The sequence below is a fragment of the Aequorivita sublithincola DSM 14238 genome, assembly GCF_000265385.1.
GTDB classification, from domain to species: Bacteria; Bacteroidota; Bacteroidia; order Flavobacteriales; family Flavobacteriaceae; genus Aequorivita; species Aequorivita sublithincola.
Genome location: NC_018013.1, coordinates 1,323,827 through 1,344,993 on the forward strand (window position 1 = coordinate 1,323,827; position 21,167 = coordinate 1,344,993).

Annotated in this window: 21 protein-coding genes; 10 read left to right on the forward strand and 11 right to left on the reverse strand. The window is 36.4% G+C overall.

The window, feature by feature from the left end:
- Window positions 1-70 precede the first annotated feature (70 nt).
- The 4 genes from AEQSU_RS06140 (at window position 71) to AEQSU_RS06155 (ending at window position 2,829) form a co-directional block, all read left to right on the forward strand.
- The gene (locus AEQSU_RS06140) at window positions 71-310 is read left to right on the forward strand and encodes a DUF2007 domain-containing protein (protein WP_014781992.1); all 240 of its coding nucleotides are present in this window, start codon (window positions 71-73) and stop codon (window positions 308-310) included.
- A gap of 693 nt (window positions 311-1,003) precedes the next feature.
- Entirely contained in the window at window positions 1,004-1,435 is a 432-nt protein-coding gene (rpiB, locus tag AEQSU_RS06145) for a ribose 5-phosphate isomerase B (protein ID WP_014781993.1), read from the forward strand.
- Window positions 1,436-1,442: 7 nt separating this feature from the next.
- Complete coding sequence (locus tag AEQSU_RS06150; protein WP_014781994.1) at window positions 1,443-2,372, forward strand: cation diffusion facilitator family transporter; 930 nt, start codon at window positions 1,443-1,445, stop codon at window positions 2,370-2,372.
- Window positions 2,373-2,388: 16 nt separating this feature from the next.
- Window positions 2,389-2,829, forward strand: a complete 441-nt coding sequence (locus tag AEQSU_RS06155; protein WP_014781995.1) for a GNAT family N-acetyltransferase — start codon at window positions 2,389-2,391, stop codon at window positions 2,827-2,829.
- A 79-nt stretch (window positions 2,830-2,908) separates the two neighbouring features.
- Here the strand turns inward: AEQSU_RS06155 and AEQSU_RS06160 are convergent, their stop codons facing one another.
- The 5 genes from AEQSU_RS06160 to rnpA all read right to left on the reverse strand — a co-directional run bounded on the left by AEQSU_RS06160 (window position 2,909) and on the right by rnpA (window position 7,211).
- Window positions 2,909-3,280: a hypothetical protein gene (locus AEQSU_RS06160; RefSeq protein ID WP_014781996.1), complete on the reverse strand. Its 372-nt coding sequence runs from the start codon at window positions 3,278-3,280 to the stop codon at window positions 2,909-2,911.
- Window positions 3,281-3,364: 84 nt separating this feature from the next.
- A complete protein-coding gene (bla, locus tag AEQSU_RS06165; RefSeq protein ID WP_014781997.1) occupies window positions 3,365-4,261 on the reverse strand; it encodes a class A beta-lactamase in 897 nt (298 codons plus the stop codon).
- Between the two features lie 6 nt (window positions 4,262-4,267).
- A complete protein-coding gene (locus AEQSU_RS06170) occupies window positions 4,268-5,890 on the reverse strand; it encodes a S41 family peptidase (RefSeq protein ID WP_014781998.1) in 1,623 nt (540 codons plus the stop codon).
- Window positions 5,891-5,903: 13 nt separating this feature from the next.
- Window positions 5,904-6,719 carry a DUF4349 domain-containing protein gene (locus AEQSU_RS06175; protein ID WP_014781999.1) on the reverse strand — a complete coding sequence of 272 codons (816 nt, stop codon included), beginning with the start codon at window positions 6,717-6,719 and terminating at the stop codon, window positions 5,904-5,906.
- A 60-nt stretch (window positions 6,720-6,779) separates the two neighbouring features.
- Window positions 6,780-7,211, reverse strand: a complete 432-nt coding sequence (gene rnpA / locus AEQSU_RS06180) for a ribonuclease P protein component (protein WP_014782000.1) — start codon at window positions 7,209-7,211, stop codon at window positions 6,780-6,782.
- 98 nt (window positions 7,212-7,309) lie between these two features.
- On the opposite strand from rnpA, the gene AEQSU_RS06185 reads away from it, so the two are divergent.
- Window positions 7,310-7,900: a transposase gene (locus tag AEQSU_RS06185; protein WP_014782001.1), complete on the forward strand. Its 591-nt coding sequence runs from the start codon at window positions 7,310-7,312 to the stop codon at window positions 7,898-7,900.
- Window positions 7,901-7,983: 83 nt separating this feature from the next.
- Here the strand turns inward: AEQSU_RS06185 and AEQSU_RS06190 are convergent, their stop codons facing one another.
- From AEQSU_RS06190 to AEQSU_RS06200, 3 genes are read right to left on the reverse strand one after another with little or no spacing between them, the layout of a single operon-like run.
- Window positions 7,984-9,819, reverse strand: coding sequence for a M1 family metallopeptidase (locus AEQSU_RS06190; RefSeq protein ID WP_014782002.1), 1,836 nt, complete (start codon window positions 9,817-9,819; stop codon window positions 7,984-7,986).
- Window positions 9,819-11,486: a S8 family peptidase gene (locus AEQSU_RS06195; protein ID WP_014782003.1), complete on the reverse strand. Its 1,668-nt coding sequence runs from the start codon at window positions 11,484-11,486 to the stop codon at window positions 9,819-9,821. The genes AEQSU_RS06190 and AEQSU_RS06195 overlap by 1 nt, the downstream gene beginning before the upstream one ends.
- Before the next feature lie 15 nt (window positions 11,487-11,501).
- Complete coding sequence (locus AEQSU_RS06200) at window positions 11,502-12,362, reverse strand: MBL fold metallo-hydrolase (RefSeq protein ID WP_014782004.1); 861 nt, start codon at window positions 12,360-12,362, stop codon at window positions 11,502-11,504.
- Window positions 12,363-12,500: 138 nt separating this feature from the next.
- On the opposite strand from AEQSU_RS06200, the gene AEQSU_RS06205 reads away from it, so the two are divergent.
- The 3 genes from AEQSU_RS06205 to AEQSU_RS06215 all read left to right on the forward strand — a co-directional run bounded on the left by AEQSU_RS06205 (window position 12,501) and on the right by AEQSU_RS06215 (window position 15,405).
- Window positions 12,501-14,369 (forward strand): cation:proton antiporter, encoded by a 1,869-nt coding sequence (locus AEQSU_RS06205; RefSeq protein ID WP_014782005.1) that lies wholly within the window; start codon window positions 12,501-12,503, stop codon window positions 14,367-14,369.
- Window positions 14,370-14,405: 36 nt separating this feature from the next.
- Window positions 14,406-14,633: a hypothetical protein gene (locus tag AEQSU_RS06210; RefSeq protein ID WP_014782006.1), complete on the forward strand. Its 228-nt coding sequence runs from the start codon at window positions 14,406-14,408 to the stop codon at window positions 14,631-14,633.
- A gap of 100 nt (window positions 14,634-14,733) precedes the next feature.
- A complete protein-coding gene (locus tag AEQSU_RS06215) occupies window positions 14,734-15,405 on the forward strand; it encodes a hypothetical protein (RefSeq protein WP_014782007.1) in 672 nt (223 codons plus the stop codon).
- Between the two features lie 9 nt (window positions 15,406-15,414).
- Here the strand turns inward: AEQSU_RS06215 and lepA are convergent, their stop codons facing one another.
- Window positions 15,415-17,211: a translation elongation factor 4 gene (gene lepA, locus AEQSU_RS06220; protein WP_014782008.1), complete on the reverse strand. Its 1,797-nt coding sequence runs from the start codon at window positions 17,209-17,211 to the stop codon at window positions 15,415-15,417.
- A gap of 173 nt (window positions 17,212-17,384) precedes the next feature.
- Between lepA and dusB the strand changes: the two genes are divergently transcribed.
- Entirely contained in the window at window positions 17,385-18,377 is a 993-nt protein-coding gene (gene dusB / locus AEQSU_RS06225; protein WP_014782009.1) for a tRNA dihydrouridine synthase DusB, read from the forward strand.
- A 278-nt stretch (window positions 18,378-18,655) separates the two neighbouring features.
- Window positions 18,656-19,330, forward strand: coding sequence for an FAD-binding oxidoreductase (locus AEQSU_RS06230; RefSeq protein WP_014782010.1), 675 nt, complete (start codon window positions 18,656-18,658; stop codon window positions 19,328-19,330).
- 82 nt (window positions 19,331-19,412) lie between these two features.
- On the opposite strand, the gene AEQSU_RS06235 is transcribed toward AEQSU_RS06230, so the two are convergent.
- Complete coding sequence (locus AEQSU_RS06235; protein WP_014782011.1) at window positions 19,413-20,618, reverse strand: FtsX-like permease family protein; 1,206 nt, start codon at window positions 20,616-20,618, stop codon at window positions 19,413-19,415.
- A gap of 1 nt (window position 20,619) precedes the next feature.
- Window positions 20,620-21,015 (reverse strand): 30S ribosome-binding factor RbfA, encoded by a 396-nt coding sequence (gene rbfA / locus AEQSU_RS06240; RefSeq protein WP_042491710.1) that lies wholly within the window; start codon window positions 21,013-21,015, stop codon window positions 20,620-20,622.
- Window positions 21,016-21,167 lie beyond the last annotated feature (152 nt).

Below are 21,167 nucleotides of genomic sequence, written 5' to 3' on the forward strand. Positions count from 1 at the left end.
GTTATTAGTTATTTGAGAGTTACTTCACACAAACTTATAAACCAAATAACATATTAGAATTTTAAATTATATGAAGAACTTTAAAACCATTGCTATATTTTCTTATCCTGCAGAATATGCGGTGCTTCGGCTTTTGTTTGATCAAGAGGAAATTCGTTATTTCTTTCAGAATGAAACCATGATTAGTGTTTTTCCTTTCTATTCCAACGCTATTGGTGGGATTAGACTTCAAGTTCATATTGACGACATTGAAGAAGCTGAAGAAATTATCAAAAATCTGAATAATCCTTCAAATTTAAAAATTGTTTAAAAAAAGTCGTACGACTTATTGATATAGGACATAAGACTAAAGAATTAGTCCTACGTCTTAAGTCTTTTCGTCTTAAGTCACTTTTTTGAGTTATCAACATATATTAATACATCATTTGTTTTTTTAATAAATTTTAAAAGAAAAATGGTGATGATTATAGGGTGTTAATATGTACAATAACTTTTTGAAGTATTGTTTTGAAATCAATTTGTTGCATTTTAATAATAGGTTGTTAACATATATTTAAGATTCAATATGCTTGATAATAATGAAATAGCATAAGTAATGAACAGCTGTGAACAACCTATATTCACAACTTATAACTAACAACTTTTTACTGAATTTTTGTTTGAAAGCGTCAAAATGATGCTAACAAGTAACAGGTAAAAAATGACTTAAATTTTTGGTGGGCCGCATTTTTAAAACCTATTGTAAATAATATTTACATCTGCAATTTTAGTTGTGTCATTTCTGCTAACAAATATCAACAAGGTTGTTAACTGTAATATCAATTTAAAGTTAAGAAATCGTTACGGTTATACCCCCGACCCCTAAAGGGGAGAATCTTAACCTATAATAATTTTCGAAATCCTACAGTTACTTCAGGATAGCTCCCTTTAGGGTTGGGCTATTTTATTTAAAGTAAGAAAATTTCTGCTGCTTTAATTATTATCTTTGAAAAAAAATAAAGTTATGAAAATCTCTATAGGTAACGATCACGCAGGCACTGAATACAAATTTGAAATAGTTTCTTTTCTTGAAAAAGAAGGTCATATAGTTACTAATCACGGAACAGATAGTGAATCAAGTGTGGATTATCCAGATTTTGTACATCCTGTTGCAAACGATATTGAAAGTGGAAAGGTTGATCTTGGAATTATAATCTGCGGAAGTGGAAACGGTGCAAATATGACCGCCAACAAACACCAAAAGGTACGTTCTGCACTTTGCTGGACCAAAGAGATTACGGAGCTTGCGCGTCAACATAACGATGCAAATGTTTTAAGCATTCCAGCACGTTTTACCAGTAAACCACAAGCTGTTGAAATGGTAAAAACTTTTTTAAACACTAAATTTGAAGGTGGCCGTCACCAAAACCGAGTAGAAAAAATAGCTTGTTCATAGTTTAACAATGCCTCACAATCACTCACATTCCGATAATCATTCACACAATCATGCCCATCCCGATTTGAAGGGTAAAAAGCTGTTGCTTTCTATTGTTTTGAATATAGCGATAACCGTTGCACAAGTTATTGGTGGATTAATTTCGGGGAGCCTTTCCTTACTTTCGGATGCGCTTCATAATTTTAGCGATGTTCTTTCTTTAATTGTTAGTTACATTGCAGATAGATTTTCAAAAAAGGATGCTTCCGTTTCCAAAACTTTTGGTTACAAACGAGCTGAAATAATCGCTGCTTTCGTCAATTCTGTTACTTTAATTATTGTTGCTGTTTATCTTATTTACGAAGCTACAACTCGTTTTTTCAATCCTCATTTTATTGAAAGTGGCTTGGTAATTTGGCTTGCCATTTTCGGAATCGTTTTTAATGGTTTCAGTGTTTTATTGCTTCATAAAGAATCTAAAAGCAATATGAATATGCGCTCTGCATATCTGCATTTGTTCACAGATATGGCAGCATCGGTTGCTGTTTTGATAGGTGGTTTATTGATGAAATATTACGAATGGTTTTGGGTTGACAGTTTTTTGACAGTTTTGATAGCGCTTTATTTATTGGTTATGGGTTATTATTTGTTGAAAACCTCCTTTAAAGTATTAATGCTTTTTACGCCAGATGAATTAAATTTGGAAGTAGTAAATGACGCCGTTTGTAAAATTCCTGAGATAAAGAATATGCACCATATTCATATTTGGCAGCTTAATGAACAAGAAACACATTTGGAAGCGCATTTAGATTTTCACGAAGACGTTACCCTTTCAGAATTTGATGCTGTGCTAACTAAAGTTGAAGAATTGCTTTATCAAGACTTCGGAATTAACCACGTAACCATTCAGCCCGAACACCAAAAAGACGATCCAAAAGATATTATTGTTCAAGATTGATTTTATTAAAAAGACTATGGAAATTGAAGTAAAGAATTTTGAAGAATTAAGTAATAAACAACTTTATGAGCTTTTGCAATTACGCAGTGAAGTTTTTGTAGTAGAGCAAGACTGCATCTATCAAGATGTTGATGGAAAAGATGAACGCGCCATTCATGTTTTGGGCATGGAAGATGGAAAATTGGTTGCCTACGCTCGCTGTTTTCAAGCTGGAGATTATTTTGATGAAGCTTCCATAGGCAGAGTTTTAGTACGCGAAAACTACAGAAAATTAGGTTATGGCCACGAAATAACCAAAGCGTCCATAAAAGCGATTAAAACAAAATATAAAGCCGATAAAATAAAGATATCGGCTCAAACATATTTAGTTATATTTTACGAAAGCCACGGATTTAAAACCAAAGGCGATCGCTATCTAGAAGATGGTATTCCACACATTGCGATGGTTAGAGCTTAATATAATAATTCTTTCATTCTATTTCCCTTAGGGCTAGGGTGAAAAATAGAATGAAAGAATTATTGAATGTTTAGATAGATTATAGCTTAATTAGATTTTTCTCCAAATTAAGATCCTTCAGCATTTCGTCCGTAAACTTATAATGGCCACGACGTGTTATGATTTTGAAACGTTGATTTCGCATACGCGTTAACGTATCTAGAAACTGCCATTTAGATTTAAGTTGTCTTGGCTTTTCAGATTTTAAACTGATTTCAAAATAATGCTTAATTCCAGCGCGATCTGCTACTATGTCTGGCGTAATCACTACATCACTATCTTTTTTATGATAGGATTTAGGAGTTTCATAACCTTCCACATCGGCCTGGATGTGTTCAAAACCCCTGTTCTCTAAATAGGCCACAGATTCTTTTAGAATCTCTTTGTTTTCGTCTCTGTCTATTTGTATCATGATTGCTAAGATACGATAATATTGAAGGACAGACGGTTAAGGTTATGTTAAGGCTTAGACTATAGGGATGGGTTTTTCTAATTATTATTTTTCTATATAATAATCATAAGTAGCTTTTGCTATATCTGCAATAATTTCTTCTGCTTTTTCGAATTCTTCCGAAGTGTTATGAATGAAAACTGCAATAAAAATTTTGTGCTTGTTGGGCAGTTCTATAATACCAACATTGTTTATTGCTCCAGTAATTCCTTCGTCATTCGTAAAAGATGTTCCTGCTCTTTGGGCAATTTCTACATTAGGGAGTTTTCCTTTTAGTCGGTTTACGCCTGTTCTACTGCCTACCATAGCTTGATACAGCCATGCTGTGTTTTCTTTGTTCAGAATTTTCTCTTCCGAAAAGTTTTTCAAAAGTTCAGTAAAAGCGCTTGGTGTTGCTTTGTTGATGAATTGTGACTCCCAATCTTTGTGCATATCATCTTCATTATTTTTGATGATGAAAATTTTGTTGTTTAAGAATTTTTCTACTTGATCAGTTCCTCCTATCAATCGCAGTAAAATATCAGTAATATTATTGTCGCTATAATTAACCATCCAATTGATGCCTTCTTCTAACGAAATGGAAATGTTACCCTCAGGATATTTTTCTCTAAACGGGCTCCAAGTGTTTTGCAACAATTCTTCTTTTTTTATGAATACCTGTTGCTGCATTGAAAGTTCTCGAACTTCCACTTTATGCAAAACCATTAATGCTATGGGAAATTTAAATGTGCTCAACATTGGAAACATTTCTTCTCCATTAATTGATACATTATCCGAGGTTTTAGGACCAATAATGGAAACCCCAATAGTTCCTTTTTTAGCTGAAATAATAGTTTCTATTTTGCTTTGAAGAATACTTTGAACAGTACTCCTGTTGGTTTTTGAGATACAGGAATTGAGCGATAATAGGATTGTAGCTATTGGAATTAATAAAAACTTCATATCAGCTTATTTCAAAATCTTCCTATACCGTCCAGCATCATTCAAAACCGCAACCGCTTCTAAAATCTCTGGATTATGCTCAATTTGGTAATTGTACAAACCTTCGCGATAAAAATAACGCTTCAAAATTTCATCCATCAACAAAGATTCTATTTCTACTTTTTTATCGAAGATGGCTTTGTCTTTTGCGCCGTCAATTGATTTCATTAACTGTGCGTAGCTTGCAGAAATCTCTTTATTTAAATCATCATCTTCAGCCGTTTTTAAACCTTCTGCAAACTTCTTTTCGGTTTCGGTTTCGTATTCAAAGTTGTTGTCTTTTAAGAATTTCAGAAAATCCTGAAAATCTGCTTCCCCGAATTTGAAGCTTTTCCAATCAGTTAATTGATGGCTGTAATAATATTTTGTGGCATAGTCAAAAATGGCGTTGTCTTTTAGCAAAGCAGTTGTAATCGGGCTGTAAACGCCAGATTCTAACTGTACATCTGGCAAAATTCCGCCACCATCATAAACCGTTCTTCCTCCTTTGGTTTTAAAAGCGTTGTATTCTTTGGCATCTTTCCGAACTGCATCTCCATTTTCATCGCGGTGCCAGTAATCTAACGCTTGTATGCAACGACCACTTGGGGTGTAATAGCGGGAAATTGTTACTTTCAATTGAGTTCCATAAGTCAATTTTTTAGGACGCTGAACGAGTCCTTTTCCGAAACTGCGCGCGCCAACAATCACAGCACGGTCCAAATCCTGAAGTCCGCCAGAAACAATTTCGCTAGCTGAGGCGCTTCTTCCGTTCACCAAAACCACCAATGGAATTTCAGTATCAACTGGTTCGCTTTTAGTTTTGTAAACTTGATTGTATTTTTCAATTACAGATTTTGTGGTTGTGATTACTTCGCCTTTATTCACGAATAAATTCACGATGTTTATGGCTTCATTTAAGAGTCCGCCTGGATTTCCGCGTAAATCTAAAATGATTTTAGTTGCGCCTTGGGATTTCAAATCAACCAAAGCAGCTTTGGTTTCAGTAGTAGTTTTTCTGTTGAACTGCGAAAGAACAATATACCCAACATCATTGTTTATCAATTTATAAAAAGGAACCGCTTTAAGCTCCACCTCGCCACGAGTGATGGTCGCGGTTTCGGTTTTTCCCTGTCTTTTGAAAGTTACTTCTACTTTTGATCCTGGAGCACCCTTCAGCAATTCACCCGCATCGTCCTGCATATTGGCGAGATTGATGTCTCCAATTTTTACGATTTCGTCACCGGCTTTTAAACCCGCTTTGTCAGCTGGATAATCTTTGTAGGGTTCAACGATAATTATTTTGTCCTTTTCGGTTCTGGCGGAAGCTCCAATTCCTGTGTAAACACCAGAATTGTTAATACGGGCGTCTTCTACTTGCTGCTCATTCCAATAAACGGTATATGGATCCAAATCTTCCAACATTCCTTTTATGGCCTTATCCATAAGGGTTGCCGGCGTTACTTCATCCACATAATTCATATTCAATTCCTTGAAAAGTGTGGTGAAGATTTCAATCTGTTTCGCAATTTCGAAAAAATCACTTTTGAAACTTACTGTGGTAAAAAATATACCGACGGCTATGATGGGTACTAGGATTCTTTTTTTCATTTTATGAAATTTTTTAATGCTTCTTCTTTCTGCTCTTCATAAATATACGAATAACAACAATTATAATGATTGCAACGAGGAACAAAGGCCAAAGGTATAAAACCCCTAAGAAAAATACCGAAATGCCGTTCCAACCACCTTGAAATGCGTTTTTCATTTTTTGTCCGTAAGATTGGGTGATGCCTGTTTCTGCAGTAGTTTTATAGAATTGAACATTCACCGTGCTCATTGAAACTTGACTTTGCAAATACTGTAAACGCCCTTGTTTTGCTTCAATTTCTTCACGAATGTTTGAGAGTTCCAGTTCAATTTCCAGCATTTCTTTTACATTGTTTGCTTTTTTCAGCAATTCTAGATAACGCTCTTCTAAAACTCGTTTTGCTTTTAAACGTGCTTCCAGATCTACAAATTCTTCGGAAACATCTTGTCTTGAAATATCTTTTTGATCAAAATAAGCAACGCCTTCTGAAATTCCATCAACAAACTGTTGGAAGTTTTCTGAAGGAATTCGAACTGTCACATTTTTAAAAATTCGGTTGTAGTCTTTTCCACTATTGTCGCTTTGCACCAAACCTTTGTATTGGGAGGCAAGCTGAAGGATTTTTTTGTGCGTGGCTTCCACGTCTTTTGTTTCAAAAGCCAAATGGGCGGTTTTGATGATCTTTTGTTCCTGTTCTACTGGTGAAGAAGATGGAGCAATTTGGCTTATTTTAGCTTCTTCGGCAATTTCCATTCCTGCCATTGAAGAATCTGCTGCATAATTTTTGTTGGAACTTCCGTTGGAACATCCCATAAGGAACACTAAAAGTAAGGCGCTAACTATTTTCATCTTAAATAATATTTTTTGTTAATGGAAGATGGAATTCGCCACTGAAAATTTTTAAAAGATTCAACTTTTGTCTTGGCTCATTTCATCGTATAATTTTTTAAGCAGTTTTACCATTGCTTTTTCTAACTCGGCGTACTGTGGTTTTACTTTTCCTAAATAGAGAAATAGCATTACAAATTTCTTGCCGTGATTTTCTTCTAATATATGTTTGTTGAGTCTATATGCTTCACGGAGTTGACGTTTAATACGATTTCGGTCCACGGCAGATTTGAAATTCCGCTTTGGAACTGCGAAAGCAGCGAGGTTTGTTTCTAGGTTTTCCTTCGGAAGAAAGAAGATTTTAATTGGAAATTTGGAATACGTTTTCGCTTCCAAAAACAAATTTTCTATTGTTTTGGAGCTTTTTAGTTTTTGGGTTTTTGGGAATTTTTGGTTCATATATGTTGTAGGCGCGCGATTTATCGCGCGCCATTCCGATTCATCGCGTATCATTTCGGTTTATGACGCGCCATTTCAATTAATCGTCAATTTTCAATCCAAGTGATAAATTTAAGAAAATGGTTTACATTTAAGAATATAAAACATTTGGTATGAAACACAAAGATGGTTCATTCAGATTAAAAAATTGGGATTATTCGAGTATGGGATTGTATTTTTTGACAATTTGTACGAAGGATAAAGAACATTTCTTTGGTAGTATTGAAAATGAAAAGATGATTTTAAATGAAATTGGTGAAATCTTTAAAATGAATTGGATGGAAATTGAAAAACAATTTCCAAATATTGAAACAGCCGATTTTGTAATAATGCCAAATCATTTACATTGTATTTTGATAATTGATGGTATTGTTCCTGTGAAAATTATTGGTGACGAAGGGCGCGCGATAAATCGCGCGGCTACGGATGTTGATTTGAATTCCGTCATTTATCAAAAAACAGGCGGTATTACGGGAAATAAAAACCTTATGTTGCATCAAAATGTTTCAACTGCGGTTCGTTGGTTTAAAGGAAAAACAACCTTTGATAGTAGAAAGGTCGATTCTAAATTTGGTTGGCAACCACGATTTTATGACCACATTATTCGTAATCAAAGATCATTAATCAAAATTCAAGATTATATTCACAATAACCCTAAAATGTGGAACAGGGACAGGAATAATGAAGAAGGATTAAAAATGTAGGCGCGCGATTTATCGCGCACCTTTTCTAATGATTCGTCGCTATTTTGATAATTTGCGCGCCAATTTCAAGATTTTTGAAAAAATTATTTCGCCTCCCAAATATTATCTTCAATATTTACATCTGCCATTCGCTGCGTGGCGTCTATCATCATATTTTTTACTTTTTTACCGTTCTTTATTTCAAAAGAATATGTTGGATATGCCCACGGCCAATCTTCTAATACAGTTCGTTTTAGTTCTGTAAACGGATTTGGTTTTTCGCCCCACATCATTCGTAGCGGAATGTAGAACAATTCCTGCGATCCATCTTCATAAGTAACGTAAAGGTCTATTGGCATTGGCATTAGGCCAATTCGTTCTAAAGTGATTTTTGTGTTTTTACCTTCGTTTTCAACTGTTTTAATTGAATAGTCAATTTTATTTGTGGTTTGTGTCCAATCCGTTAAATACCAATCCAATTCAAAGCTCGAAACCTTTTCCGCAGTGCGAATAAAATCATTTGGCGTTGGATGTTTAAACTTAAAATCTGAATAATAACGTTTCAATATTTTTGAAAGGTTTTCTGGACCAACAACGTAACCTAACTGCGCTAAAAATACATCGCCTTTACTATAAGCATTTACACTAAACGCTCTGTTGGTTGCATAACGATCTGCGTGGGTAGTCTGTGGTTGTTCATTGCCACTATTAGCCATAGAAAGGTAGCTTCTGTATGAACCTGAATGTGGATTTGGTTTTTTCTCATCCATCACATAATTCATCGCTTCGTTAGAAATATAGGAAGTAAAACCTTCGTCCATCCATTCATGTTTGCTTTCATTAGTCGCCAAAACGAATTGGAACCATGAATGTGCAAGTTCGTGAGCTGTTACGCCAACCAAACTTCCAAAATTGCGATCACCAGTAATCATAGTGCACATAGCATATTCCATTCCGCCATCACCACCTTGAATTACGGAATATTGTTCGTAAGGATACTGGCCTACATTTTCGTTGAAAAATTCCATCAACGCAGCAGTTTTTGGCTGTAGGTTTTTCCAATTTTCAGTTATTTCTGGATCGTTTTTATAGAAGAAATGAAGCGTTACACCATTAGGACCTGGGTAAGTATCGTGAATATAATCATCGTCTGCAGCCCATGCAAAATCGTGAACATCTGGCGCTAGAAAGTGCCAAGTATATTTTCCATTAACCGGATGCATTGGTTTTTGGCCAGGAACGGTATAACCGTGACCTACAGAAGCCGGATTTTGAAGATAGCCGCTTCCGCCAATTGTAAAAGCTGCATCAATCGTTATTGTAACATCATAATCGCCCCAAACGCTGTAAAATTCGCGACCAATGTAAGGATCTGCGTGCCAGCCTTCAAAATCATATTCGGCAATTTTTGGGTACCATTGCGTCATTGTATAAGCCACGCCATCTGCATTGTCTCTTCCCGAACGACGGATTTGTAGTGGTACTTGTGCGTCCCAGTTCATATTAAAATTGGTGCTTTCTCCCGGAAGAATTGGCTCGTTTAGCATTACTTCCATCACGGTTCCTTTAATTACATACTTCGCAGCTGCACCATCTTGTGTGAATAGACTTGGTTTTATATATCCAATTTCCGAAGGAGATAATTTTGAAATCCTATCCATCACTCGACCATCAGGATCTGCGATGGTTCTGGAACGAACGTCCATTTCGCTTCCTGGTTGAAAAGCGTTGAAGTAAAGATGATAGAAAACTTTGTTTAAAGTATCTGGAGAATGGTTTGTGTATTTAAGCTCCTGGGTTCCTTTATATTGATTTTTTTTCACGTCCATCTGAACGTCTATTTTATAATCAACTTCCTGCTGCCAATAACTAGTATTGTTTTGCGCAAAAGCCGAAAAGAAAGAAACGGTTAAAAATAATCCTATTAAAAAATGCTTCATTATTTAGACATTTTATCTGCCATAATTAGGGCGTTATACATATTTACCATTTTTCCCGATTTTGAAATATTCGAGAATGATTCTGTGTTAGAAGGATCGTCTCCAAGAACAACTTTAGTGTTTGTTGAAAGTCCGCTATCCATAATAATTTGCTTCACTTGTTTTGCGGAAAGGTTTGGATAGTAGGAACGAATCATTGCAGCAACACCAGCAACTTCTGGAGCTGCCATTGAGGTTCCTTGTAAAAATTCGTAGGTATTTAATGGGGTTGTTGACCAGATTTTTACTCCTGGCGCAAAAACGTCCACATTTATTTTTCCGTAATTTGAAAAGCTTGCAACCAATTCACTTCCGTATTTATAGTTAAGCGCTCCAACGGTTAAAAACGTATCAGACATTTCTGAACCATTATCAACTTGATCGTTTGGATAAATGTTTACGGTATCCATATCCAGACCGTCGTTTCCGGCAGCATTAACAATCAAAACATCTTTTGAAGCGGCATATTTAATCGCATCATAAACCCAATCTGCATGAAGTGAATAGTATTTTCCGAAGGAAGTGTTAAGCACTTTAGCACCATTGTCCACGGCATAGCGAATAGCCAATGCTACGTCTTTATCATACTCATCACCGTCTGGTACAGCGCGAACTACAAGAATCTTAACGTTGTTTGCTACACCGTCCATTCCAATTTTGTTGTTGCGTTGTGCGGCGATAATACCCGAAACATGAGTTCCGTGTTTTACGTTTTCTCTAGTTGGGTCTGGTCCAGCCACATTATTATTTCCGTAAATATTGTCTGTAATATCTTCTGGATTATCTCCTAAAACGCCACGGAAATCTGTAGTCATATTGAAGTGACCATTAAGCCTATCGTTAAAGTATTTTAATCCACCTTCAAGATCTTTTATAACATCTGGCACTGTATCAGCATAATTCAACATTTGGTTTAGCATCCCTATTTGCTGCTTTTCTTGAGATGAAGGGTTTTTTATTGCAGCTAAATCTTCTATGGTATAATCTTCTTTCCCCAGTTTTTTAGCCATTGCTTGGTGAGTTGGCTTCAATTGTGAAAGAATCCCTTCATAACGAGCTTGGTTTGATGCTGTTTCTGAAGATTCCTTTTCGTATTCTGCTACTGCTTTTTCGTAAAGAGCAAATTCTTTTCTATCGGCAGCACTGATCGATGATTCGCTTTTTCCTTCGTATTTAGGCTTTAATTTTCTGATAATGCGAACATACTCCATGTTTTCGGCGGTAATATTTCCAATGAAATTCCAACCGTGGATATCGTCAATAAAACCATTTTTATCGTCATCTATTCCATTTCCAGCAATTTCGCCAGGATTGGTCCAGATAACGTTTTTAAGATCTTCGTGGTCAATATCAACGCCACTATCGATTACTCCTACAATAACGGTTTCACCTTTTCGGTTTTTGATTATTTCTTTGTAAGCCTTATCTACGCTCATTCCAGGAACGGTATCCTTCACCAAGTCCATCGCTGGCCAATGTTTCAGTTGGTCACCTTCAAGCGTACCTATTTTTAAAGGGTTGGAATCAATATTTTGAATTGGGGTGGCTACAATTGCAGCGCCACTTCCGCAGCTTGCCATTACAGTTGATATTGCAACTGCAAAAAGTGTGATCTTAAAAAGTTTCATCTTAAAAATATAGTTTTAATTAAAAAATTCGTTGAGTGATAAGGTTTCGTTAAGCCGAACGCCTTTATCAGTATTCTGAACCGTTATTATCGGGTTGTGTGCATCGTGTTCAAGGAAAAGATAGAAATTGTTTTCCGCAGCATTATTTAGAAATTTTTCCTTTTCGGGAAGTGTTAATAAAGGACGAGTATCATAACCCATCACAAAAGGAAGTGGTAAATGACCCGCCGTTGGTAACAAATCTGCCATAAAAACCAGTGTTTTTCCTTTGTAATTTATATGCGGAATCATTTGCTTATCTGTATGTCCGTCCACAAAAAGAATTCCGAAGTCAAGTTCATTGGCTTCTGAAAAATCTGAATTGGATTTCGCAACAAATTTCAATTGTCCGCTTTCCTGCATCGGAAGAATATTTTCTTTTAAAAAGGAAGCTTGTTCTCTTCTATTTGATTCTGTTGCCCATTGCCAGTGATCTTTGTTGCTCCAATAGGTTGCGTTTTTGAAAGCTGGCTCGTAACCAGTTCGGTCTTTATTCCACTGAACGCTTCCGCCACAATGGTCAAAGTGAAGATGCGTCATAAAAACATCAGTAATAGCATCGCGATGAAAACCGTGTTTTTTTAAGGAATCATCGATGTTATAATCGCCCCAACGATAGTAATAACCGAAAAATTTGTCGTTTTGTTTATCGCCCATTCCTGTATCAATCAGGGTAAGCCGGTTGCCGTTTTCAATAAGAAGACAGCGCGCGGCAATGTCTATCATATTATTTTCGTCGGCGGGGTTCGTTCTGGTCCAAAGAGGTTTTGGCACAACGCCAAACATAGCACCGCCATCAAGTTTAAAATTACCAGCTTCAATAGGGAATAAATTCATAATCAGAAGAAATGAACCGCAAATTAACAAAAGCGTTACAGATGGAACGTTTAAGTATAAATTAATTATGCTATTTTTAACAAATCATTTTCATTTAGTGGGAGTGAAAAATCTTTAATTTGCCAAAACCCCAATTGAATGGTAGAACTTGCAGGAATTATAATTTTAGGAATTTTGGCCCAATGGGTCGCGTGGAAGTTTAAAATACCTGCTATTCTCCCTTTAATTTTGATTGGTCTTCTGGTTGGTCCGCTTTCCACATTTATGTCTGAAGATGGAAACCAATGGTTACAGCCAATTTGGAATGGTGAGAAGGGACTTTTTCCAGGTCAAAACCTTTTCTACTTTGTATCGTTGGCGGTGGGAATTATCCTTTTTGAAGGAGGACTAACACTAAAGCGTGGTGAAATTTCAAAAGTTGGTTCTGTAATCGGGAAGCTAATAAGTATTGGTGCTGCCATTACATTTATTGGTGCAGGTATCGCTGCCTATTATATTTTTGGTCTTAGCTGGCGTATCTCTTTTCTCTTTTCGGCATTAATAATTGTTACGGGGCCTACTGTAATTACACCTATTTTACGAAATATTCCGCTTAAAAAAGATGTTGCTGCGGTCCTTCGTTGGGAAGGAATTCTCATTGACCCAATTGGCGCACTTGTAGCCGTCCTTGTTTATGAATTTATAAGTGTTGAAGGCGATTCAGGCTATACAAAACAGGCACTTTTAGATTTTGGAAAAATTATTTTAATAGGAATGGCTTTCGGTATTTCTGCAGGATATGCGCTTTATTTTTCTATAAAAAAGAAACTTGTGCCGCATTATTTATCAAACGTGGTTTCACTTTCTATGGTAATGGCGGTTTTTGTAATTAGTGATCTTTTTGCGCACGAATCTGGTCTTTTGGCAGTAGTTGTTATGGGTATGTTTCTTGGAAATAGTGATTTACCAAGCCTTAAGGAGCTTCTTTATTTTAAGGAATCGCTCAGCGTTTTGCTGGTTTCCATACTTTTTATATTACTTGCGGCAAACATAAGTGTAGAAGATCTTTTGCTGGTTTATAACTGGAAAACTGCAATTTTGTTAGCTATAGTGATATTTGTGCTCCGACCATTAACGGTCTTTGCGAGCACGACAGGCTCTTCGCTCAAAACAAATGAAAAACTCTTTATCAGTTGGGTTGGACCTCGTGGGATAGTTGCGGCTGGTATTTCTTCACTTTTTGGAACTCAGTTGGTTTCAAAGGGAGTTGTTGGGGCGGAATATATTACTCCTTTGGTTTTTGCTGTTGTTTTGGTTACCGTAATTTTAAATGCCACAACGGCAAGGCTTATGGCAGGTTGGCTGGGTGTTTATCTGAAGAAATCTGAAGGTATAATTATGGTTGGTGCATCAAAAGTATCTCGATTGATTGCTACTTATTTACATAAAAATAATCGTCACGTTGTTTTAGTAGATTCTAACCAATTAAACATTAATCGAGCCAAGGAATTGGGTCTGGAAGCTTTTACAGCAAACATATATGCAGACGAACTAACGGACAACATTGAACTAAATGATGTGGGTTACCTTTTAGCTATGACTGGAAGTGACGAAATAAACAAGCAAGCCATAAACCGCTTTGGAAATATTTTTGGAGAAAATGGAACGTTCCGTTTGATGACTTCGGAAGAAATGCGACAACGCCAAAACCTTTCAGCCAAAGAATTATTTTCATACACCCACGATTACACACGTTTTACTCAAGTTGCACAAGATTTCCCATCAATACAAGAAATTCCCGTTGGAAACCACAATCAGTTTTTGCGTGTGCTGAATATTATTGGCGAAAACGAAAACGCCATACCACTATTCTTAAAACGTCCTGACGGATTTTTAGACCTTATTACCGCACCAGCAGAAATAGAAGTAGAAACAGGCAGCAGTTTGGTCTATCTGGGGAAACCAATGGATTTTGAAGATGTTGTGAACGCAACCCGAACCGAAAATGAAGGAAAAACCCAAAAATAATTTTGGTATAAATCCGTTCTTATTAAAACTTTTTTGATGAAGAAGATTTCAATCATAATTGCATTAGTTTGTGGCTTGTCAATTATTTCCTGCAAAAAGGATGATGGTATTAGTTGCACTACTTGTTCATCCCTAGAAACCGCTAGCTTTCAAGTTTGTGAGGAACGTGATGGTAATGCCTCTGTTGGTGGTCAGAACACTGGAACGCCTTATAATGTTTACGTTTCTGGATTGGAAGCGGCTGGAGCTAGTTGTGGGAATTAGATAATTTTAAAAATTTATACCACGCTTTCACGAATGTTAATCAAACCAATTAGTTTTTTTGAATAATAAGATACCTCATAGTTTTTTAAAAATAATCTTTATGAATAAACATGTAATTCTAATTCTCTTATTTTTCATTTCATTTAGCTTTAATGCTCAAGAAAATACCAGTATAGAAAATAGAAGAGGACAACTTTTTTTTAAAGTTGGTAGTGATTATAGAATTACACCTATTTATAATGGAAATAAACCGAAAGACAATACGCTTCGTACGAACATAGACAGTCAAAGTAGTGGTGCAGCTTTTTTTTACGGTGTTGAGTTCTTTCCTGGAAAAAATTGGAGTTTAAATTTCAACCATTCTTTTCACTACACACTGTTTTATTTAGAAACATTTAATGGAGATCCAGATGATCTTGGAGGAGAAGCCTCGGTAAATCAATTATTTTATGATTTTCACTTCTATGTAAATTATTATATTAAGATATTTAAAGAATCTGAAGTGTTTGTTAGGGTTGGTAAATCTATGTTCAATAGAAACTCTAATTATACTACAAACGAAGCCATATATGATGATAATGGAAATTTTGTAATAGGAATCTCAAGTCAGGGTAATTTTAATTTTTCTCCATACAATTTGGGTTTAGGATATAAAAAAGATAGGGTAGAAGTATTGTTGGGTATTTATTCAACATCAAACACACAATATTTGGTAAGTGAATCCTTTATTATTCCTTATTTTAACTTAGCCTACACAATTGGCAAAATGTAAATATCCCGCCTAATCATTCAACTTAAGCACCGCCATAAAAGCTTCTTGCGGAATCTCCACGTTACCTACTTGGCGCATACGTTTCTTTCCTTTTTTCTGCTTTTCTAGAAGTTTTCGTTTACGTGAAATATCACCTCCGTAACATTTTGCGGTAACGTCTTTTCTTAAGGCTTTTACGGTTTCACGCGCAATTATTTTGGCACCTATTGCTGCTTGGATCGGAATATCAAATTGTTGGCGGGGAATAAGCTTGTGCAGTTTTTCGCAGATTCTTTTACCAATATCATACGCATTATCTCGGTGAAGCAAAGCAGAAAGCGCATCCACGATATTTCCGTTTAGAAGCATATCAACTTTTACAAGGTGCGACTGTCGCATCCCGATGGGTGAATAATCAAAGGAAGCATATCCTTTTGAAACAGTTTTCAATCTATCATAAAAGTCGAAAACAATTTCTGCCAAAGGCATATCGAAAGTAAGTTCAACTCTTTCCGTAGTTAAATATGTTTGATTGGTAATTTCGCCTCTTTTTTCAATACAAAGAGACATAATGGAACCAACATAATCAGACTTTGTAATGATTGTGGCTTTAATATAAGGCTCCTCAACACGGTTTAATTTTGAAGGATCTGGTAAATCTGATGGATTGTTTACCAAAATAGGCACTTCTGGATCTTTATTGGAAAAAGCGTGGTAGGAAACGTTTGGAACGGTGGTAATTACCGTCATATCAAATTCCCGCTCAAGTCTTTCCTGAATAATTTCAAGGTGAAGCATTCCCAAAAATCCACAACGGAAACCAAAACCCAGTGCCATAGAACTTTCTGGAGTGAAAACCAGAGAAGCATCATTTAACTGAAGTTTTTCCATCGAGTTTCGCAGCTCTTCATAATCTTCGGTATCAACAGGATAAATTCCAGCAAAAACCATTGGTTTTACGTCTTCAAAACCTTCAATCATATTGACTGTTGGGCTTTTTGCGTCTGTTATAGTATCACCTACCTTTACTTCTTTGGCTTCTTTTATTCCGGTGATTAAATACCCTACATCACCAGTTTTTATAACTTCTCTCGGAAATTGTTTTAACCTCAAAGTTCCTACTTCATCTGCGAAATAGTTTTTACCAGTAGCCATAAATTGGATTTGCTGTCCTTTTCGTATTTCGCCATTAAGAACCCTAAAATAAGTTTCAACTCCGCGGAAAGGGTTGTAAACAGAATCAAAGATTAAAGCTTGTAACGATTCGTCTGGATTGCCTTTGGGCGGAGGGATACGTTCAATAATAGCACTCAATATTTCATCAATACCAATACCTGTTTTGGCACTTGCAGGAATTACTTCTTCAGCTTTACAGCCTAGTAGATCCACAATATCATCGGTAACTTCTTCAACATTTGCTGAAGGAAGATCTACTTTGTTTAGTACTGGAATTATTTCCAGATCGTTTTCCAAAGCCAAATAAAGGTTGGAAATGGTCTGCGCCTGAATACTTTGTGCAGCATCTACGATTAGCAACGCACCTTCACAAGCCGCGATGGAACGGGAAACTTCATAAGAAAAATCTACGTGGCCAGGAGTGTCAATTAGGTTTAGGATATAATTTTCGCCCTTGTAAACATATTCCATTTGTATGGCGTGGCTCTTAATAGTGATGCCACGTTCGCGCTCCAAATCCATTGTGTCCAAAAGCTGCGCTTGCTTTTCTCTGTCGGTAACAGTTCCTGTGGCGTCCAACAGACGATCTGCCAAGGTACTTTTTCCGTGGTCAATGTGAGCTATAATACAAAAATTGCGAATGTTCTTCATAAATTCTTCCTTCTTCGTGCTAGAACTTGCAAATATATATTAAAAGAGTGATTAATAAGGTACGATTTTTCAGCGTAAATTATTGTATTTAATGGCTTTCGGGAATGCTGATGCCTTCAAAAAACAAATGATGAAAAGATATTTACTACTTTTGCAGTCTCAAACAAAAAAAATTGCCAAAAATAGGAAACATACAACTGCCAGACTTTCCATTGTTGCTCGCTCCAATGGAAGACGTTAGCGACCCGCCATTCCGCGCACTTTGCAAAGAACAGGGAGCTGATGTGGTTTTTACTGAATTTATCTCTTCTGAAGGGCTAATTCGCGATGCTGCAAAAAGCGTGATGAAGCTTGATATTTATGAAAAAGAACGTCCTGTAGGAATCCAGATTTTTGGCGCGGTTCTAGAATCTATGCTTCGCAGTGTTGAAATTGTTGAAGCCAGCGGTCCAGATATGATTGATATCAACTTTGGTTGTCCGGTGAAAAAAGTAGTTTCAAAAGGTGCTGGAGCAGGAATTCTGAAAGATATTGATTTAATGGTAAGTCTCACCGAAGCAATGGTAAAGCATACTAAACTTCCAATTACAGTGAAAACACGTTTGGGTTGGGATCACGATTCTATAAAAATTATGGAAGTTGCTGAACGTTTGCAAGATGTAGGTTGCCAAGCGCTTTCTATTCACGGTCGTACGCGAGCACAGATGTATAAAGGCGATGCGGACTGGAAGCCCATTGCAGATGTAAAAAACAATCCGCGAATGCACATTCCTATCTTTGGAAATGGTGATGTTGATACGCCCGAAAAAGCGATGGAAATGCGTGATAAATACGGACTTGACGGCGCAATGATAGGCCGTGCCAGTATTGGTTATCCGTGGTTTTTTAAGGAAGTGAAACACTATTTTAAAACTGGCGAACAATTACCGCCACCAACAATGGCTGAACGTGTTTATGCCGCCAAACGCCACCTGCAAATGGCGATTGATTGGAAAGGTGAAACTTTAGGCGTTTTTGAAACCCGCCGCCATTATACAAACTATTTTAAAGGAATTCCAAACTTCAAGGAATACCGAATGAAAATGGTAACTAGCGATGATTCTACATCTGTTTTTGAAGCTTTTGATGAGGTTTTGGAGATTTTTGGTGATTATGAGTTTGCTTAACTCACGGTTTTTTTAACCACAGAGAACACTAAGTTTTACACAAAGTTTACAAAGGAATCTGTTAGAAGTAATTCTCTGCGTTTTCTGCGCCTTCCCTTTGTGAACTTTGTGGTTAAAAATTCGGCATAATGAAGAGAAAACCTAATTCCAAATCTTTTCTAAAAAGCAATTAGTTATAAAGATACATTCCTCTGGGATTTACACTTCATTTTCTGAATCATACCTTTAAAAGTGTCTATGCTGAAAGATGGGTTATCTTAAAAATCCTTTTTACCTTTATGCCTAAAATTATTGCAATGCAAAGGCTCAAAATACTCAGCACCCATTTTATAACTCACGATGTAAAGCGCTTTGTTTTAGAAAAGCCTGAGAATTTTGAATACACTCCAGGGCAATCTGCTAACATATCCATCAATTTACCTGGTTGGGAGGAGAAAATTAGACCTTATAGCTTCACGTCGTTGCCGGATTGGGATTACTTAGAATTTATCGTCAAAATCTACGACGACCAAAATGGCGTGAGTTCACAATTGGGCAAACTTAATGTGGGAGAGGAATTATTATTGCACGATGTTTTTGGAACAATAAAGTTTAAAGGGCCAGGAGTATTTATAGCTGGCGGTACGGGTATCACTCCGTTTATCGCAATTTTTAGAGCGCTTTTTTACAGTGGAAACCTGCGGGAAGTTGCGCTTTTGTATTCAAATAAAAGTAAGGAAGACATTATTTTACACGATGATTTGACAAAAATGTTGGGACCAGCCTATAAGAACGTTTTTACAAGAGAAGGAGTAATTGGTTTTCGAGAACGGAGAATTGATCGCAAATTTCTTATTGATAACATTGGCGATTTTAACTTCCGCTTTTATGTGTGCGGCCCAAAAAAATTTACAGAAGATGTTTGCGAAGCTTTAATAAGTCTGGGAGCAAAACCTGAATATTTGATTGTTTAATAAAGAAATTATTCTCTGCGCCCTCTGTGCCTACCTACTTTGTGGCCTCTGTGGTTAAAATTCCCATTAAGCAAGAAATTTCCTAATTCAAAAGCTTTTCCCTAACTCTGCTCGAAGCAATTTTTGATGCGATAATACCCAAAACGCTTATCGTTACAAAAACTATTACTATGTTGATGAGTTTTAGTTTTACAGGATAAGGTAGCGTACTTGTTATGGCAACGAATTCATATTTAAGTTGCGCTAGGACGGCTAGAATTCCTAATATTATTCCTAATAAACCTCCAAGCACTGACATTAAAGTTCCTTGAAGAAAGAAGATACGACGTATTTCTTTCAGTGAAGCACCCATATTATAAAGGGTTTTTATGTTTTTCCGCTTGTCCAAAATCATCATTATTATGGAACCAATCACATTGAAAAGCGCGATTATCAATACAAGTGTGAAAATTAAATAGACAGCAATGTTTTCAGTATTCAGCATTTTATAAAGGGCGTCGTTTTGCTGAATTCTGTTTTTAATAATAATTCCAGAAGGGAAAATTTTATTGATTTCACTCCGTACTTTTTCTTCGGAAGTGTTTGGCAACAATTTCATTTCAATGGAAGAAACCTTTGTACTGTCTAACGAAAGTAGGTTTCTGGCGAATGCAATATCTGAAAAAACATACTTCGCATCTAAATCCTCATTAACTTGATAGACACCGGAAACTATTACGTTTTCTTTATTGAAAGCATCGGAAGGATCAAGCGCATTGAGTTGTCCTGTTCCTGGTTTTGGAACATAAATTTCCAACAAATCTGCATAATCATTCATCCCTAAAGATAACTTTGCATTGGTAGAAAGACCTGTAACTACTTGATGTTCATTAGGCACAAGCCACTCGCCCACATACATAATACTGTCTAGCTGCGTTACTTTTCCGTAAAGCGAATCCACGCCTTTTATGTAGGCAATTTGGTTTTTTCCTTTATAATGCAGAAAAATACGTTCCTCAATTATTTCAGAAAAGTTTTCAATGCCTTCACTGTTTTTTAATTGTGTTCTTTGTGCTTCGGAAAAAGTGATTATTTTGCCACTTTCAGGAATTATTTTTAGGTCGCTATCAAATTCATTTGTAAACTGAAGACTGAAATCTTTCAAACCAGAAAATCCGGAAAGCACTATAAACAAAGACATTGCGCCTACAACCACACCCGCTGCCGCAATACCCGTAATGATATTGATGGCATTGTTGCTACTTTTTGAAAACAAATAGCGCTTGGCGATGTAGAGCGAAAAATTCAAGTTATGATTTTTTTCTATTCGGAAGCAAATCTGGGTTTTTCAATGGGTTGTCTTCCCCTTTTACGGCTTTGTCTATTTTTTCAATGTATTCAAGCGAATCATCATTATAAAAAGTAAGATCTGGCATTTTACGAAGTTGGTGCTTGGTAAGTTGTGCAATTTGATGCTTTATGTTTGGCTTAAGCTTGTTGAGTTCCTTCACAATCGCCACGGCTTTATCTGAAGGGAAAACGCTCACGTAAACTTTCGCAATGGAAAGGTCTGTGGTAACGCCCACTTTACTCACTGAAATAATAATGCCCATTTGTCCTGCTTCGCGAAGCATATTTTGAAGTACGCTTGCAAGGTCTTGTTGCAACACGCCAGCTATCTTTTTTTGTCTGTTAGTTTCTTCCATATTGCAAAAATAGAACATAAAACCGTAGCGAATGGTATTGGAGATGCAAGCTTGTTTAAATTCAGTTGAATTGGTGGGTGGATTTGACCACGAATGGCACGAATTTACGCTAATTTTTTACGGATGGGGTTGTTTTGAATTTCACTAATCTC